Origin of the sequence: Reichenbachiella faecimaris (genome assembly GCF_900176375.1) — a bacterium.
GTDB classification, from domain to species: Bacteria; Bacteroidota; Bacteroidia; order Cytophagales; family Cyclobacteriaceae; genus Reichenbachiella; species Reichenbachiella faecimaris.
Genome location: NZ_FWYF01000003.1, coordinates 144,773 through 163,205 on the forward strand (window position 1 = coordinate 144,773; position 18,433 = coordinate 163,205).

Genomic DNA, 18,433 nt, shown 5'->3' on the forward strand with positions numbered 1-18,433 from the left:
GAGTTCTAAATATCAAGGTAGGTTTTTATGAAATCAAAGTAAATACCTTTCTTTTCCATTAGGTCCTTATGACTTCCCACCTCTTTAAATGTTCCTTCGTCTATTACATACAAAGTATCTGCTTGAGTAAGCGTGTTCATTCGATGTGCTATTGAAATAATAGTCTTTCCTTTGAAGTGTTTATATATATTCTTCATTATGGTTTTTTCTGATTCAACATCCAAGGCACTGCTTGCTTCATCTAGAATTATTACTTCTGGGTTGGCTAAAAATAGTCTTGCGAAAGCAATTTTCAGTTTTTGTCCTCCGGAAAGGTTTACGCCATTTTCACCAATTCTAAGATTGTACCCTAGATAATTATTCCTAATAAATTCATGAATACCAGCCAATTTGGCCGCTTCAATAATATCCTCCATACCTGCCTCTAAATTCCCGTATTGTATATTTTCTTTAATTGTTGTATCAAACAGGCTAACTTCTTGAGGAAACAAATAGATTTTTTTTCTTAGTTCGGGAATATAAATGTGGCGCAGCTCAACGTTATTAAATAATATTTCGCCATTATAGTTTTGATATAATCCTACGAGTAACTTGACTAAAGTGGATTTACCTGATCCATTTCTCCCAACTAAACCTATATGTTTTCCCTTTTCAATGGTCATGTTTATTCCATTAATTACTTTGTGCCTTAAATTCTCATCATAAGCAAAGTCAATATTCTTTAATTGGATTGTTATATTATTAATATCTTTATGAGTACCGAGAATATTGTTTGGCTCTGGATCTTGTAGCAAGATATCATTCAGTCTTGCATAGGTTGTTGATAGTTCCGTAAATACAAACCATAAGGTCGAAGTATTGTTAAGTGAATTCATTACCATCGTGAAAATGGCTATGAAGGCCACATACTGACCGATGCTTATGTTCTCATCAACTGCCATATAAGCACCCACCCAATAAATGACTATATGACTTAAATAATAAAAAGCTTTAAGTATTGTGCCAAGTTTAATATGCATTTTCTCAGTCTCCAATGCCTTGTTAAGTGCTTTTTTGTAATCATTCTTCCAACTCCAAAATTTCAGTTTTTCAATGTTCAGTAGTTTTATTGTTTGTATTCCTAAAAGTGTGTCCAAAAAAGATCCCATGGCCTTTAGGTTTTCATTAAACGCTCTGTTCTCCAAATTCATTAATGTGGGAGTAAACTTGAGCATCATAATACCATAGAGGGTGACGAATATGAGAGACGTGATGGCTAATACACCGTTGTAAAAAAATAGTACCCCAATGTATATTATTACAAATAACAAATCAATGAAAGTTTGCAAAATAGAAGGAGCCAACAACCTTCTTATTTTTAAATTTTCTTGGAAACGTTGAATAAAATCCTGGCGTTTGTGCATATCAAAGAATGTTTGGGCAAGATTTATAAAGTGATTGAAAAATTTGCTGAAAAAAATAAGCTCAATTTTTATTTTGAGCTTAGTTAATAGCATATTTCGGGCATAGGTGAATATTATTTGTGAAAGGAATACACCTAGCATGCCAACGAGAATTGCAAATAGCAATTTACGATCATTATAACTTAGTACTTTGTCGATAATTCCTTGTGCAAAAAAAGGTAGGGCTAAGCCAAGAAGTTGGAGTATGAAACTTGCTGCAAATATTTCAATAAGAATACTCTTAAATGGATGCAATAGAGAAGTATAAAAGTTTTTAGCTATTGTGTTCTTCTTATGACGAAAACTTTTCACCAAGTCCATCATATCTTTATTTTCAAATATTTCTCTGGTTGGCTCGATGGTCATTATAATTCCATTCCACTTCTTCCTAAATTCTTCTTGCTTAAGTTTGTATTTGCCATATGCAGGATCAGCCACCCAAATGTGAGTTTCGTTAATCTTGTATATAACTACAAAATGGTTACCTTCATAATGTGCAATACAGGGTAAAGAAATTTTTTTGAAATGTTTAAACCCATCCATTTTATACCCGTCTGACTCAAAACCGAATTGTTTAGCTATTTCGCTCAACATATATAGGTTGGTGCCTTGAGTACTTACCTTACCAATTTCGGCTAATAATGTCTTTATATTATACAGTCCATAGTATCGAAAAATCATAGCAAGAGATGTTGTGCCACATTCCATCATACTCGTTTGTTTTATCATCGGAAACTTCCGCTTTCTTTTCATAATTTAAAAGTTATCATATCTTTTGGTTAGTATTGATAAAACCCTTTACAAGGAATTCTCTCAATATATTTTAATGGAAAGAATAGATCAGCTTGGTTAAGAGCAAAAATTCTAAAGACAAATAATACGGATTTAAAGTTTGTTTTGCTGGTTCAATCTTAGGCTTCTTTCAATTCGTTTGACTCTTTCTTCTTGTCAATAATAAGATTAAGAAGTTGATATTTGTTGGTTTATTATTCAGTTCTTGTCTCTAAGGGTGGAATATCGAATAACAAAACACCGAGAGTTTGACTGCAACCGTCTTATGCTCCGGTTGTATATTCTAGGTTTATTTTCCAAATATTACTACTTAAGCCTAAATTTGTATTGTTTAGGTTTTAATTATAGGAGTAAATGTATTCATTGTACTATTTGATCTATGTTTGACAACATAGTATAATGTTTAACACAAATTAAAAATCATGAAAAAGTTGAATGAAAAACAGAAACTGGATGTACTGGGTGGACCTGAAATTATAGTTGGTGGCGGAGAATAAATCAAAAATCATGTAATTTTAAAGTTAGGTCTGGGGCGGTTCCAGATCTAACTTGTATGATTCTTTAGATACTATCATATTTTTGACAGTTAAGAAGGCCTGCGATCCGCACTCACTATATTCTTTTCTCCAGGCTTCAACCTTATCCTTGGCGTCTTTCAAAGATAAGAACCAGTCGACATTTAAACACTCATCTCTGAAACTACAGTTAAAAGACTCAATATGCGGATTATCTGGTTTGACAGGCCTGAAGAAATCTAGAGCCACTTTGTTATCATACGCCCATTATCCAAGACCTTGGAAATATACCACCGGCTAAGTTTGGTGTGCAGTCATTACCTAGTCTAGAAATCGATAAAAATTTATTAGAAGGAACTATATTTACAAACGCTGCGGTTTAGGGGACTCTTACATATCCTATTAGAATTTGTGTTATATAAATGTCTTAATCAATTCATTACTTCTGCTATATCTTCGCCTTTGATTGACTATCCCGAAAATATAGTTAGGCAATTTCGAGTAAAATTATCGACAACAGTTTAGGCCCTAAACCTGCACTAATCAAACAGATGATCTGATACCAATCCATACTCCATGATTGGTTGATATTGGAGACATCTATCCGATTCAGTTGATGGGAACTTCTACTTCTTCAAGGGCATTTACTATTCAAATTCAACCATTTAAGCTTAATGAATCTGTAAATCAATCGGGTTTCTGCTGTCATTCAGCCTTCCTTTCGAAGTAATACGTAACCCATATCTGATGCTGGTCATGGCTATCTCATGTATGTGTTTTCGTATGGTTTGATTATCCCGAGCTTGAGATTGATAGTAATACATGGAACGAGGTAACATCACTAGTGTACATGCCCGCTAAATGGGGATCCTATACTCATCGATCAAAATGTGCGCCAAATCTTTTGACTTAACAGGTTTCAAAGTTTTTTGATTACGGCTGAAGCCCTTGTTTATCCAAATTTAAATCCGCTACCTGCCTTTTCAACTGAACATTCTCCTTTTTAAGCAATCGTAACTCACTAACTCACATCTTCTTCCAGATGTTGAAGGTAGTTTTACTGATATCCATCTTCCGGCATACCTAATCCACACGGGTTCCCGTTTCGGCCTATTTAATGGCAAATGCTATTTGTAACTTCGTAAACTTTGACTTTTTCATCTAATTTAATATTAAGATTTAGAAATCGTTCTTCTCTAATTTATTTTGAGGGCAGTCAAGAAAATCTGCCAGCAAACAAAGATTAAGGTTTAGCCGGAAATTCTTGTTGTTTAGGTTTTAATTATAGGAGTAAATGTATTCATTGTATTATTTGATCTAAGTTCGACAACATAGTATAATGTTTAACACAAATTAAAAATTATGAAGAAGCTGAATGAAAAACAGAAACTGGATGTACTGGGTGGACCTGAAATGTGGATTGAAGGTGGAGGGTAATGAATTTTTTCAAAAATTAAGCCAGTATCTAAATTACTGAGTAAGTGAGGTCTGAGTTTAAAACTCAGACCTTTTTTTAATCATTTATTATACAGTTTATCAATAAAATCTTTCTTAAGCAGTTAAAGGATGGAAGTGAATTTATGTCTTTCAAGAAAGAGATCCAAGCATGGCATTGAGAAGATCCCTGAAGGAGAGCATGATGTTCATCTTAGCTATGAGAAGCATGATAAATAGGAGAAACAGGCAGCTAATTTCAGAAATATTTTTTCAGTTATTAAACACAGAGAAGTAAATATCAAAGTTCTTGTTGATTGTGATGATACTGGTTAGGTCTAAGTATATTGTCCTCATATCTAGGACAGACACCTTGTCTAAAATTAAGCTATAATTTTCTTCATTTCTAAGCTACTTTTTGCTAATGTTCAAAGACTGTGTGATACTTGATATTTCAGCGATTGATGCGGCCTTTGATTGTTATAAAATTCCATGTACTTCTTCATTCCATGGTATAGTTCAATGCGTCCATATGCCCGATTGAGGTAGGCGTATTCACTTTTCCATAACTGCTCGATGAAGATGTTTTCAATTGCTCGTCCTTTTCCATCCGTTGATATGCGGATGCTCTCGGCTTTGAGTACATCGGTAAAGAGCGATGATGAAAACTTGCTTCCTTTATCTGTGTTGAAGATCTCGGAGGCATCATGCTTGCCGATAACTTTTTTGAGTACATTGATGCACCAGCTGGGATCCACGGAGTTGAAAACTAACATATTGCTATGCAGATTACTAATGATCATCAGGAGCATAGACCCTTTCTTCTAGGGTTTCCAAGTAATGTCATTGGTTGGGATTGTTAATGGACAGCCTTTTTGAGCAAGAAAGGATACATCCGATGGACTTTTCTTGGTTTACTCTGGCTCTTCTTCGTGTGGATCACATAGATATCCATCAGCTCATACAGCCTTCTAATTGGTTTTCGATTTACATCATAGCGGTGATAAGCCATGCGTCTTAAACAGTAAAAAGTGTTGTCGAAAAACTCTTTATCAATGGTTTTCATGGGACGCAAGTTTAGGGACTCTCTCCTCTGGGCTTATAATTGAGCCCTGAGCGATGCAGGCTAAATAAACGACATTGATCACTGATACTGAGGGTGCGATTTTGAGCGTCTATCATATTCCTTCGAGTATACTCAGTCTTCGCCTAGACTTTTTTTAGAAAGTCCTTTTCAATTTCCAGTTTTCCAATCTTTCGATAGAGCTGATCGAGTTCAGATTTGAGGCGTTTGTTTTCATCACCGTCATGCTCACCAAAAGCTTGTTGGGTTCCACCCAAAAACTGACACTTCCCGAAGCTGACTTGGGTTGGGTGGACTTCATAACGAGGAGCGATCTGCTGGATTGTCACTTTTTCTTTTAGTATTTCAATGGCTACCTTGGCTTTGAAAGCCACTGTAAATTTCTTCTACGTGTTTTCATGTTTAGATAGTTAAAGTTAAACCAATGTTACAGCTTAACTATCTGCCCTTGATTTTGGGGACATTATATATATCTACTATGAGTCAGTTCTTTTGCAAATTGGAATAGACGATATAATAATTATAATAATGGTTTGATTCTATCTATGATAGAGAACTGGATTTTAGGCAGGAAACATTGGGTTGCGCAAAAATCATAATCAGTGAATTGAGATTACTTCAGTAGTTATTGCATCATTTGGGTAAGCGTGCCTTCTTAAGAGTTGAAAATAGGCGATCTCCAGTAGCCAAGTCATGCATGTATGTCAAGTAACTTATTTAAAGTTGTATTAGCTGCCTTTAAATCTAAACAATCGACCTTTAGGTTTTATTCAATATATAAGGTTAAATTTTATTTCTCGATTCAGTTTCTTAGGCTTTCATAATTAAAGAAATCTCACATGAAAGAGCTAAAAAATTTAGTCGCATTTGCCAGACTAGTCATTCTAATTATCATGGTTTGTTTGGCAAAAGTTTCAAATTCCCAAACCACTAATCCATTAATAAACTACCAAACTGATTTTACTAATGTAGCTTGGGTAAAAAAAATTCAAAGCCTTACGGGATCAGGAGATGGTGTTGTAATTCAGGGTATGGCAGCTGATACCCTAAACCCTGAGAACCCAAGATTATTCATAACAGGAACATTTTCTGGTAATTTGACTTTAAATACTACAGGCATCCAAGATTTGACTGGAGGTCCAAGAGGTGCTTATTTCTTAATTTCTCTCGATAAGAACGGTACAATATTAATGGCTAAAGGGACAGAAGGGCAAGGACATTCTGCTGGGGTTGATGTAGTTGTTGATCGACTAGGCAATGTGTATTCGTGTGGTTTGTTCGGACCTACAACAACCAACTTGTTTCCTGAAAGCTTGTTTCCTGTTACCTCCGGTTCTTTTATAATAAAGTATTCAAGGGCAAACGATTATGAGGAGGAATGGATTGTTTATTCACGATCGGCCAACCCTGCTGCGAATGATAATGGGTTTTCAATAATTAGGGATATCGAGATTAGCAAGGCAAATAACCGACTATATGCATTATATGACTATCGCGGTTTAATAGGTTTGAAAGAATGTAATATTATTAATGGATGTAATAGCACAGAGTCTACATTTTCTTGGCATCCCGGAGGTGATAACACTACCCAAATAGGACTAATGTCAATTGATATTTTTGATGGACGAATTTTGTCAACAGAAAATACTCATGGCAGTCGATCAAGAAAATTTGCCAGGGCATTGGCGATTGATGATCATAATACTGTCTATTTTGGTGGCAATTTTAATGACGGTAAGATTGGATTTGGAACCAACGATTTTGGAATACCTTTTTATGCTGGGGTCGGTCAGGTTATTGGTGGTGCCAACGCCAATCCAACTATAGCTGGTGCTACCGAACTTATACCTTTTATTTTTAGAAAAACATTAAACGAGGATATCAAAGCATTGACATTGGACTACGACCTTGGGGATGAAAGTGACCCAAATTATGCTGTATTATCAGATATTGATGTGACCAGTAATGGAGATTTACTGATTTCAGGATATTTCAATGGAGAAATCGAGTTTGATCCAGCAAGTTTGAATGGAACACGTCTAACTTCTACCCCCAATTTGGATGGGGGTGCTGCTAAATCGGATTTGTTTTTAGCTAGATACACTATTAAACCATATTCCGATAACCTTAAATTGATATGGGCACTTTCTGAAGGTGGTCCATTAAGTGATGAGCCATCTGAAATATATGCATTAAAAGGAAAGGTTTTTGTAACCGGAAATTTTTCAATTGGCAAGCCTACACTTGAGGAAGGAGAAGAGTCTTATAACAACTGGGCGATTTTTGATTCACAAAGAGAGTCTTCCCCGATAAGTCTAAAAAGTGTTGATGACGCAAATAATGATTATTTCGTAGCCGAGTATGATGAATTTAATGGTAAGTTGATTAATGCAACGGCATTTAATAACAATCAGCAAACTTATTACCGTCAAAATTCTCATCCCATTGGTTTTGGAGGATTGGTAACATTAGATGAATCATTTTTCTTTAATAGTTCCTATGTGGGAGATTGGACTCCAGTCTTGTTTGAATATGCAATGAACTTTAAACCAACTCATCATATAAATGCTATTACAAACGTTGGTGATAGTTTGTATTTTTCAGGAGGATTCAGAAACGATATAGAAACTCATCACATTGTTTTTTCCACTTCTGAAGATGGCAGTATTGAAATAGACAACAATGGTGCTCAGGACAAAGAAACAGGCTTTTTTGGTAAATTTGTTACAAAGGACCCTTCACTCATTACGATTTATATAAATGAAATATTACCGACATCGGAATCTGACACTTATGAGGCATATAGTGTAGAGCTTTGGAACTATGAAAAAGGTAGTATATCTGTCAAAACAATTAATGATGATAAACAAGCGATTTTCTTCAGGGATGATTTAAAAGACGGCGAGGGAAATCTTACCGCAATAGATGAAATATATGTTCTGAGAGATCCAACTGAATCGAGTGATGAGCTTTTAGGTAAAATGACATTCTATTATCCTGAGAAAGATGCTGTTGATCAAAGAAAAAAGCATGCCATCATAAATATTCATAAATACTTATCTGCATACGACCAACATCCGGTTTATAAAAATAACTTTGATTGGAAGTATAAAAATTGGTTTCGTTATAATTATCAAAAACCTAACTCAGTTTATTCAGATGATAAAGCCGTTCATTTAGACGGAAATTTACATTATCCAACAACCATGTTCGTATTACCATATGCCGATAGTTCAGACATTAAAGGTTATCACCCAAAAAACATTAACCCGTCCCGACAACCTGTAGTTTTTGTGCACGGCTTTACGGGAACGGACGGTTATTGGGGAAATGATGGAGGATATGTGAATCCAACTAAAGATACTCCTGATAATAATTTTGGAGGTAAGGTTGACTACCCATATACATCATATCCAGGTCGATTAAGAAACTTAGATGAAACCTCGAATCAACGCAATCTTGATATATGGGAATATTATTATCCGCCCGACGCCAATTGGATTGAGACTGGCTATCTTTTTGGGCACGATTTGGAAAATGTGTTACTCCCTAATTATAATGAAGGGGTAAAGACAGATATTATTGCTCATAGCATGGGTGGATTGGTGACAAGATCATATGTTGAAAACAAATGCTATCAGTACCTAAGTATAGGAGCCTCATTAGAACCTGAAAAGACGTATCTCTCTTATACCAATAATATTCGAAGGGTAATGTTTTTAGGGACTCCTCAACATGGTACTTGGTCATCGCATTTAATTTATCACGAGTTACTAATTAATGAGACCTTATTAACGGATCTTTTGGACAAAGACTCAGATGCACCAGCCTCAAGAGCTCTGGGTGTGGGATGCAAGGAGTATGAAATTTTAAATAATACAGAAAATTTCAGTTCAAACGGTGTTAAATATGTTCAGATCAGCGGTATGACTAAAGACGGATTAAATAATTCACCCATACCTGTTGAATCACCAAGGCACGAAGATGGAATTGTTGCCATGAGTTCTGCAAACCTATTAAATTTTGGTGTTGACGTTGGTTTTCTTCCGGCTCACAGTCATAAACATCTGAACAATCCAGATACGGGGCGAGATACGGAATATGAGATCACTCAAGTGGAAAAACAGTATATTCCCATTATCATGTATGAGTATATAAGTTCGGTAGATGGTCACATCATGACAAGAGATATTTTTGACCAATACCAGAGTGGAGGGGAAGGGTTAGAGCTTCCTGCTACCTCCTTTACAGGAAAAGGAGATGTTCGCTATAACGTAACAATGCCTATTGTTAGGTTCAAGAATTCGTACTCGGGGGAGTTATGGAAGCCTGATAAATTTTTCAACCCGTTCGGAGAAGGAACGGGTGAGGAATTATTAGACGGACTGCTTATTGATGAAATTCTGCAAAGACAATCTGAAGGTAAAGGTGGATTGAGGTTCAAAGTGGAAGATATAACCTATGATGGTGAATCTGGCATAAGTCTTGCCCCGTTTGCCATTTCACCGGCAAACCCCCACTTGCCGCTAGCTAGAACCCAGCCATACACTCCATTAAATAGAGAGGATTTAATTGAGCGTTTAAAGGACTATGGTACTGGTGCTATTGAGACACTTCCTAATAATTCATTTAAATTTAAATTGCCGAAATATAGTGCTCAATGGGAACTAGGAGCTGTTCTTGAGGAAATTGCTATAGGTTGGAAACGCTCAGCATTGAGTAAAGGTACTTGGTTAAACTATTCCCAGAATAATTTATCTGAACGGGAATATAAAAAGTTATTTCCAGGGGACAACGAAAGTCATAGTTTCTATGGGTTCACAAGTGGACTTCCTAATGTTTTTAAAAGTGTAGGTGATATTAGTCAAAGTTATAAAACCCTGGAATTTGAGTTTGAACAATCCCCATTACCTGGAGTTCGTTTAAATATACCAACGTCTCATTGGGGGGTAGGTTGGTTGTCCTCAAAAAAGTCACATGAGAATGTTCCTGTTTGGTTGAAAACTTTTGCATATGACCATACTCAGGCATCATCTAAGATGTTAAAGATTGCTCAAGAATTGTCTCCCTCAAGAAAAATTGAAAATCACTGGTTTAACTTAAGTGAGGGAGACAATCCTGGAATGAATCTGCAATGGACAACAACATCTTACAATGAACTTAATCTTAATCCTGTTCAAATAAATTTCCTGGAAAAAAATGAATTTTATCATGAATCGGGAGAGTTTGCATATGGAGATGAGGAAAGGGTGTTGGAAGGAATTGATGACGCTGGCGTTGACAGAATTGTTTCTGGAGATGGTTTAGATGAACCTCTTAAGTTTCTTGTGGATGGTTATATAAATTCAATTAATTTCCTTGTATATACTGGGGATAACGGAGTTGGCAGCGAAGTAATTTTAGTTGACCCATCTGAATCCATAGTTACACCCACTACTAATGGTATTGAGTATTATGAAAGTTTAGATGGGAAAATAAAAGGGTATGATATAAGAAGTGATTACGTTAGTTATACAGGAATGTGGAAAGTTCTCATCGATGGTCAAAATTTTTTACCAAATAAGGAGTTTGTTGTTAGCCATGGACGAGATAGTAGAAATCTCTTGGTAGCCAGTATTGTTGATGAGGAAATCTCTGGACAAACAGTTGTACAGACACATTTGTCTCTAGATATTCCAACTTCTGACTTATCGGCTGTAGGAGTATATTATGATACTTTAGGTCATGTTTATCCCGTTGATCTGAATGACCTTGGTCAAGGTTTTGATTTAGTAGCTGAAGATGGTGTTTTTACGGGTGTAGTTGAAAGGCATGGCCGTGATACTTTGGATTATTACCTTCAAGTTTTAATGCAAGGAGAAATGAATGGGCAGTCATTTTGGCGGACCGCAAAAGGAACGATTACGGGCTGTAAACTATTTGCTGATTTTGGATTTAAAAATGAACCTCTTTGCGTAGGAAGAGAACTTCATTTTCAAGATAGTACATTCCTTTTCGATAATCAAAGTCAAACTACAAGTATGATTTGGGATTTTGGAGATGGGTTTACCTCCACAGAAAAGAACCCTATCCATCAATATGCATCCACGGGAGAGTTTAACGTGGAATTGATTGTTAGAACCAACACGGGGTGCACCGATACGGTGAATAAAACTATCACTGTTTACCCGACTCCCGAGCCTAGTCAATTATTATTCAACAATGAAGATGTTGAGAGCAACCCATTAGAGGTTTGTTCCAATGTCCCTGCAAAACTAAGTGTTGAGGAAGGTTCCCATAGTTATGCTTGGTCAGAGGTAGATGATAGTAATAATGTGCTTGCCGATAACTTTGAGTTTACACCTTCAGAAACAGGAGATTATTTTGTTAAGGTTGGTAATCAATTTGGTTGTACTTCTAATTCGGATACTATAGGAATTGTTATTAGCAAAGCAACTTTGGTTAGTATTGCTCCAGATGGACCTACCACTTTTTGCCCTGGTGGCACCGTGGAGTTAATTCCTACTGTAGAAGACGAAGATATCGTAACGTATATTTGGACGCGCGAGTTTCCCGAAGGAGTTTTTTCCCAAGTTGGATCGAATCCTGTATATATAGCTTCAGACAATGGAAATTATTTTTTAGCTGTTGAAAATGATTTGGGTTGTATTGCTTATTCTGATACTGTAGAAGTGAGGGTGGAAAATGGGTTGAGTGCTCCAGTAATTAATGTGTTAAGCGATACGAACGGACTTTCTTTTTGCTCTAATCCATCGGATAGTGTTGTGCTTGAACTAACGAATGTTGAAGGATATTCTAGTTTTGAATGGCATGTGTCTGGATCTGGCCAATCTACGACTACAGGTTTGAGTATTAAATTGGATACAAGTTCTCATATACTTGTTGTTAAGAATTCACACCGATCTGCAATATCAAACTCAGGCTCTCCAGATGAAGCAAATTCACCTAGGTCTGACGTTAGACCTTTTGGTTTAGCAAAATACTATGTAAGAGCTATTGGTGGTAGCGAGAGTTGTCAGGGACTTGTTGCTTCTAATCAAATTTTTGTTGATATTAAACAACCTCCGTTGCTGCCAGGTATGTATCCTTTTGTTCATTATTTTCATGAAGGAAAAAATACAATTTATCAGGGCAGCTTTTATGGTTATAATCATGAGCCTTCAGATGATGCAATTATCAATGCAGAGTATACACCTGGAAAGAACGGCTTGCCTCCAATAGAGTTGTGTGTGTCTGACGGTGCTGTTGCCACTTTAGTAGGTCATTTTCATGCAGAGAGAAGTTCTAGTAGAAGCGGCTTTCTAGAAGCGGCCCCAAATCAAAATACTCATCATTATAGTACAAGTTGGACTAAGAACGGAGAATTTTTTTCAAATGAACCTCAGATTACATTGACTGAGATTGATGATGCTGGAGAATATAATGTGGTTGTTACCAATACTAATAATGGATGTATTGTCATTGATACAGTTACAGTTCTCACCCATTCCGAAAACGATGAAAGTCTTGATCTCTCTCTAAACAATGTAGAGTTGGAAGATTTTCAAGGAACTATCAGTCAAGCATATGTTGGTCTACCGGGTAAAATTGAAATTGAAGCTACGGAAGGATTTGAGAGGTATTGGTTTCCTGTTTTGGATAATGACAACATTCCATTCAATGAAATGGAATTGAGCTATGACAATAAAATTACAATTCCGGCATTCACCGATTCATTTAAGGTTGGGCAGCCAGGAAAACCTGGAATTATAAATGTATGGGCAATGAATGATGGCAACAGTGGGTGCACAACAAGATCGGATACGGTGTTCGCTCAATGGAATATGACTCCATTTATAGCTGTAACTAATAATACTGGAGACTTTAATCCAGAATTACCGGGGTCAATATTTCACAACTCAACTCAGTTTGGAACAAGTCAGGTTCTATCATATTGTTCTAGTAACGAAGGAACAAGATTACGCTTTTCTTTACCAACTGGTTATCTGGAAGGATCAGAATGGGATAATTCTATTGTAGGAGAAAATCGATGGGATTATTTTGATTGGAAATTTAATGAAGAGACCATAAGCACATTACGAAGTGCGAATATTTTTGAGCAAGGCGAGGGAGAGTTAAGACTAACTGTAACACAAAGTGTGAATGGAATGGACTCATCAATCACAACACCTCCAATCTATATTGTGGATGACTATTATTCTGGATTTAATGTCTACACGAATTATGATGACTATTTAGAGCAGGATCAAGAAATGCTAAACCCTGATGGTCCCAATTCACCGCTCGTTGTTGTTTGTGGTTGTAATAATGTAACATATAATTCGCCAGAATTAGCGCGACGAAATGGAATAATGAAGTATTCACTAGGCGAATGCTCAGGGACTGAGGGAGATCCGGATCAACTATTTGTTGGTAGGAATATTTGGTTGGTTGCCGATAGGGTTAAAGAAAATTTCAATTATATATGGTCGATAAAGTTGTCAGATGAAATTCCGGCAGATACCTTGTATGGCCCAGGTCCACATGAAATTACGCTAACATGCCTTGGTCAAACGACAATTACTCTTAATGCTGAACCTTATTTACAACCTGTTAATTCGGGTTGGAATGGCTGTGGTATTGCCAGACAGACTTTGGATGTTATTTCTCCGGGTTGTGGAGGGTTAACAACTTCAATTGAACCTGAAGATCAATGTGGTAAGATCTACAATTGGGGAGATTATTTATTTGTAGATGAAGTAGACCCTCCATGTATCAATGAACCCTTTGAAACTGGAGATTTACTTTATGAATTTGAGTTCGTTGGACCAACTGGAACGTTTCAAGCGATTTCTTCTAAGGACTCAATCCCACTTAATGATTCTGTTATTTCTGGATTCACATGTGGAATTTACGACGTCCGGGTACGTACTAATTTTGCCGGTATTTCGAGTAACTATAGCGATTTTGGATGTTCAATTGAGGTAAAACCAACAACTTATCTGGTTAATTGCCCAAGTGTAAATAAAGGATACAATATTACCTTCAATGCGGGTTATCACCCATGTGCTGAAGGATATAAATGGACAGTAATTCCTCACTGTTCAACAAGCGGCTGTGGAGGTGGATTTGAAACTTTTACATTATTCCCAACAATCAATCTTGAAGATTTTCAAAGTGATTTGGAACTTGGAGGAAGCTATGGGATAAGCGTGCAAGTTTTATACAACACTAACCAGTATAGCCAGCCTAGCTCAGAATGCGTTTTCGATCTAGAAACAGTAAGGGAATCATGGTTAGAACCATGTGAACAAGTGATATCAAATTTTGGAGAAGGAAACGGTAGTTGTTTAGGTGATAAGCTTAATGTACATGAAGTAGATGAATCAGTTAAATATTATGAATTTGAAGTATTTAATGCTCAAGGCCAATCTATTGGAGAAGGACACTCATCCAGTAGTGCCCCTTCAATTTATTTGATTAATGACTTAGTAACTACGCCATTTCCTTTAACATATGCAGAGACCTATTCTGCAAGAGTGCGACCAAGAGTCAACTATTTGGGAAGGACAACAGTAGGTGATTGGGGCGGAACCTGTTTATTTACTGTAGAAAATCTACCAGTTGGTTCGCTGATTGATGAGCATTGTGATACAACCTTGCCTTTGTCAGGTTATGCTGAAATACAAGATGTGGAAGGGGCAGTTGCTTACTATTATGAGTTTAAACAGGGTTTGGCTGTTTTATTTAGTGACACAATTGAACCTGAAGGTTGTGATAGTCCAACAAGAATTATATTGTCACAGGTTAGAAATCTATTGGGAGAAGGACTCGTCCCTGGAGCGACATATAATGTAGGGGTATTTCCCATAATGGAAAATGGACAAGTATCAGAACAAAGTAATATTTGTACGTTGGAAGTTTCTGATGAACAATTTCGACCTGTAATTACCTCCCCAGAATGTGATGGTGTGGCCTTCGGGAAGATAACCGCTGATCAGGATCAATGGACAACACTGAATTTTATGGGCTATGACATCAAATACAATTGGGAGATTAATTCATCTACTTTTGATGTGCCAATATCGATCATTACAGAAACTGGGATATTGAATGTCCTGGACATCCCTGGTATTAAATCTAACAATGTGTGTTCGGTGCGAGTGCGATATATTATTGATGATGACCTTGAAGGAGAATTTTCTAATTGGTGTAGCATTAGCGTAAAGGGCATCAATGCAAATGGAGATATCAGCCTTTGTGAAGAAGAAGAAATTGAATTAATTGCAGCCGCAGGAGAGAGTTATTTATGGTCTACAGGAGCGACTACTAGAGAAATTTCTGTAGACAGGACAGGATCATATTCAGTTCAAATAAAAAGTTCAACAGGAACTGTTTTTCAGTCTGAAACTATTAACGTAAGCATAAATGAGGTTGTTTTTGGAGGGGAAATAGGGGGAGAACAAAATGTATGTTTCAACAGTCGACCAGAATCGGTATTCAACATATTGCCAGCAACTGGAGGAGACGGTCAATATCTTTATGAATGGTATGAACGAGAAAACTGTGAAGGGGATTGGAAACTGATACCTGGTGAAAATGGTCTCAATTATACTCCTCCATCTGAGGTTAGTATTGATTTGTGTTATGTGAGATTTGTACGAAACAGATGTAATAATCAAGTAAGTAATATTGTTAGAATTTCGGTAGCAGATAGTCTAATCGCAGGAAGCATTGGTGCTGATCAAGAAATTTGTGCACCAGTTTTCTCTAATTGGACAAGGGTGGTTGGATTGATTGAGAGCGGTACTTTGATAAGAAAAGGGGAATTTCAACCATTAGGTTGGAATGCTGGTGCAATTTCAGTTCAAAATTTGAAAACTGGGAATTACCTATCTACGACAATTTTGGAAACAAACAAAAATAGGGCACTTGGAATAAGTTATGAAAATTCGGATGAAAGTTTGACCACGATAGAGTATGCAATATTGTTTAATGATAAAGGCTTTGCTCATATAACCAAACGCGGGGAGATCGTTTTAGGTTCAAAAGTTGCTTATAAGTACAATGATGTATTCAAATTGGAGCTGCATGACAATGGAATTTATTTCTATAAAAATGATCAACTATATTTTGATTTATCGGAAGAAATTGTTGACCCTACAATTGTGGATGTTTCTCTAAAGGATCCGGGTTCTACTCTTAATAAAGTCACAATTGGAGAAATTCCTAAAACCATTGAAAGTTTGGAACCAGCTTCTGGAGGACTTGGAGACCTCATGTATCAATGGGAAAGTCAATTGGGCTGCTTAAGTAATAATTGGTATCCTATAGAGAATACTGATATGGATATGCTTACTCCAATTAATATGGATGGCTCATATTGCTATCGAAGAATGGTAACTGACGCTTGTGATACAGTATACAGCAACATTGTTCATGTTATGACGAAAGATTGTGATGATTCAATTACTTCTTCAAGGACATTGGGAGAGCAAAATGAAAATATCATTAGTGCTTCGGATTCCTATCTAGACCTTTTAAAGATTTTTCCTAATCCAATATCTCACGGGCTGCTTCATGTGTCAATAGAAGTGAGTACTGACCTTCAAGTAAGTTCCTTGGAGATATATGATATTAGCGGAAATGTAATAAGAAGGTTTGAACAAGGTGATCTGAGTCTCGTAGCTGGCCAAAAGGTATTACACCTTGATATTGATTTCGACTCGTTACCAGAAGGTATTTATATGGTTTACTTAAATACCGATAGTGGACTTATTGGAAAGCGATTAATAGTCATGGCTGATAACAAATAAATTTTGAAGCAATTTTAATTGGAGTTCGTATCTCACATCGAAGAAATTTAGAAATTTTGGAATGTCTAGACCTTACTTAAGGTGATAATTATTTGCCTTTAGAATAATATAAGCGCTTAATTAATCAATACGCAGTTCTAATTGATAATATTAGCAAGCAATAATAATTAGTAATAAGGATAAAATGTCCTTGTAGGAACGATTGTCTAATTTCAAATCAGGTTTTATGAATTTAATTAAGAAATACACTAGTAAGTTTAGCGTCAAAACATTATTTGAAGCATGGATTTCTCCCAAGATGGTTATCCCTCCAATTACCAAAATTGAAGTTGCCCCTGTTGTAGGGGGGCACTTTAGATTATATTCAGAAAGAGGTGATTTCGAAACCGTCATGAATGGAAGATTCATTGAGCTAGAGGAGAATAAAAAGGTTAAATACTCATGGCATTGGGACGGAAGTGAGGAGGTATCAATTGTGACAGTGGAGTTTGAAGAATTTGAAAAAAATACAGTTATAAATATTAACCATGAAGGATTTAATAATGAGGAAAGTAGAGATATGCATGCTATTGGATGGGACTGGTATATGAAGGAGCTAGAAGTTAGGCTAGCGGCTCTGTCAACTTTTCTTTTCTTACTTATCTGTTAATTCAAACATATCAGATTGGTAGTTTGCTGATCAAACTGGGGAGTCAGAGATGTGTGTGACTCTGACTTTATCCTTCCTTATTTAGGTATTGATTTGTGAAAAGTGGACTTCTCAAGAACATATGTTGTTAATTGTAATTGGCTTAAAATATCATATTTATGAGATACCTGACAGTTATTGACACTTGAGTCACACATGCTTTTCGTATCTATTTAGAGTCTATAACGATTTTGATTGTGTTTACATTTTTGGCAAAATGTGAATGAATTTGAACGATTTAAGCCAGTAGATTCGGTATTGTACAATAATTGGACTAGGCAATGCGCAGAGGCGAATAGATTCAATTGAACATTGGGTTACAGAATATTGGAATGATGCAGATGAAAAAATGGGAATTACTTGATGCAAAGTCTGAATATTTAGAGGCTCATGAAATGGTATTAAGGAAAGATTTCCATTTGATCAATGCGGAAAATTTTGATTACGCTTGGCTGATATGGTTTAAACGCAATAGTGTTGTAGAAGATGCCTATGTTGAAGGTTTATTAGATGACAGATCACATATACGTTATAAGATGTTGTTGGATTTTTAAAGTTTGCTCAATCACGTAGGATCAGGAGTATCTGATCGACAGGGTAATTACACAGATGATAACAATGGGTTGAGGCAATTTATGCAAAAACCTTATAATAAATTGACATCCCGAGAAATTGAACATTTA

General features: G+C 36.3%; 6 protein-coding genes and 1 pseudogene. 3 read left to right on the forward strand and 4 right to left on the reverse strand.

The window, feature by feature from the left end; all coding sequences use genetic code 11:
• Positions 1-5 precede the first annotated feature (5 nt).
• The 4 genes and pseudogenes from B9A58_RS13175 to B9A58_RS13190 form a co-directional block, all read right to left on the reverse strand.
• Entirely contained in the window at positions 6-2,195 is a 2,190-nt protein-coding gene (locus tag B9A58_RS13175; RefSeq protein ID WP_084373342.1) for a peptidase domain-containing ABC transporter, read from the reverse strand.
• Positions 2,196-2,842: 647 nt separating this feature from the next.
• Positions 2,843-3,016 (reverse strand): annotated as a pseudogene (locus tag B9A58_RS20640) (integrase core domain-containing protein); the annotation flags it as partial.
• Positions 3,017-4,611: 1,595 nt separating this feature from the next.
• On the reverse strand, positions 4,612-4,941 hold the full coding sequence (locus B9A58_RS13185; RefSeq protein ID WP_139793884.1) for an integrase core domain-containing protein: 330 nt from the start codon (positions 4,939-4,941) through the stop codon (positions 4,612-4,614).
• Positions 4,942-5,392: 451 nt separating this feature from the next.
• Positions 5,393-5,641 (reverse strand): hypothetical protein, encoded by a 249-nt coding sequence (locus B9A58_RS13190; protein WP_084373345.1) that lies wholly within the window; start codon positions 5,639-5,641, stop codon positions 5,393-5,395.
• Positions 5,642-6,106: 465 nt separating this feature from the next.
• On the opposite strand from B9A58_RS13190, the gene B9A58_RS13195 reads away from it, so the two are divergent.
• From B9A58_RS13195 to B9A58_RS13205, 3 genes are all read left to right on the forward strand, one after another.
• Positions 6,107-17,062 (forward strand): PKD domain-containing protein, encoded by a 10,956-nt coding sequence (locus B9A58_RS13195; protein WP_084373346.1) that lies wholly within the window; start codon positions 6,107-6,109, stop codon positions 17,060-17,062.
• 226 nt (positions 17,063-17,288) lie between these two features.
• Positions 17,289-17,711, forward strand: coding sequence for an SRPBCC family protein (locus tag B9A58_RS13200; RefSeq protein ID WP_084373347.1), 423 nt, complete (start codon positions 17,289-17,291; stop codon positions 17,709-17,711).
• A gap of 380 nt (positions 17,712-18,091) precedes the next feature.
• A complete protein-coding gene (locus B9A58_RS13205; protein WP_139793885.1) occupies positions 18,092-18,304 on the forward strand; it encodes a hypothetical protein in 213 nt (70 codons plus the stop codon).
• Positions 18,305-18,433 lie beyond the last annotated feature (129 nt).

Coding starts and splice junctions, on each gene's coding strand:
- B9A58_RS13205 (WP_139793885.1), top strand. CDS start 18,092: ATGAAAAAATGGGAATTACTTGATGCAAAGTCTGAATATTTAGAGGCT.
- B9A58_RS13175 (WP_084373342.1), bottom strand. CDS start 2,195: ATGAAAAGAAAGCGGAAGTTTCCGATGATAAAACAAACGAGTATGATG.
- B9A58_RS13195 (WP_084373346.1), top strand. CDS start 6,107: ATGAAAGAGCTAAAAAATTTAGTCGCATTTGCCAGACTAGTCATTCTA.
- B9A58_RS13200 (WP_084373347.1), top strand. CDS start 17,289: ATGAATTTAATTAAGAAATACACTAGTAAGTTTAGCGTCAAAACATTA.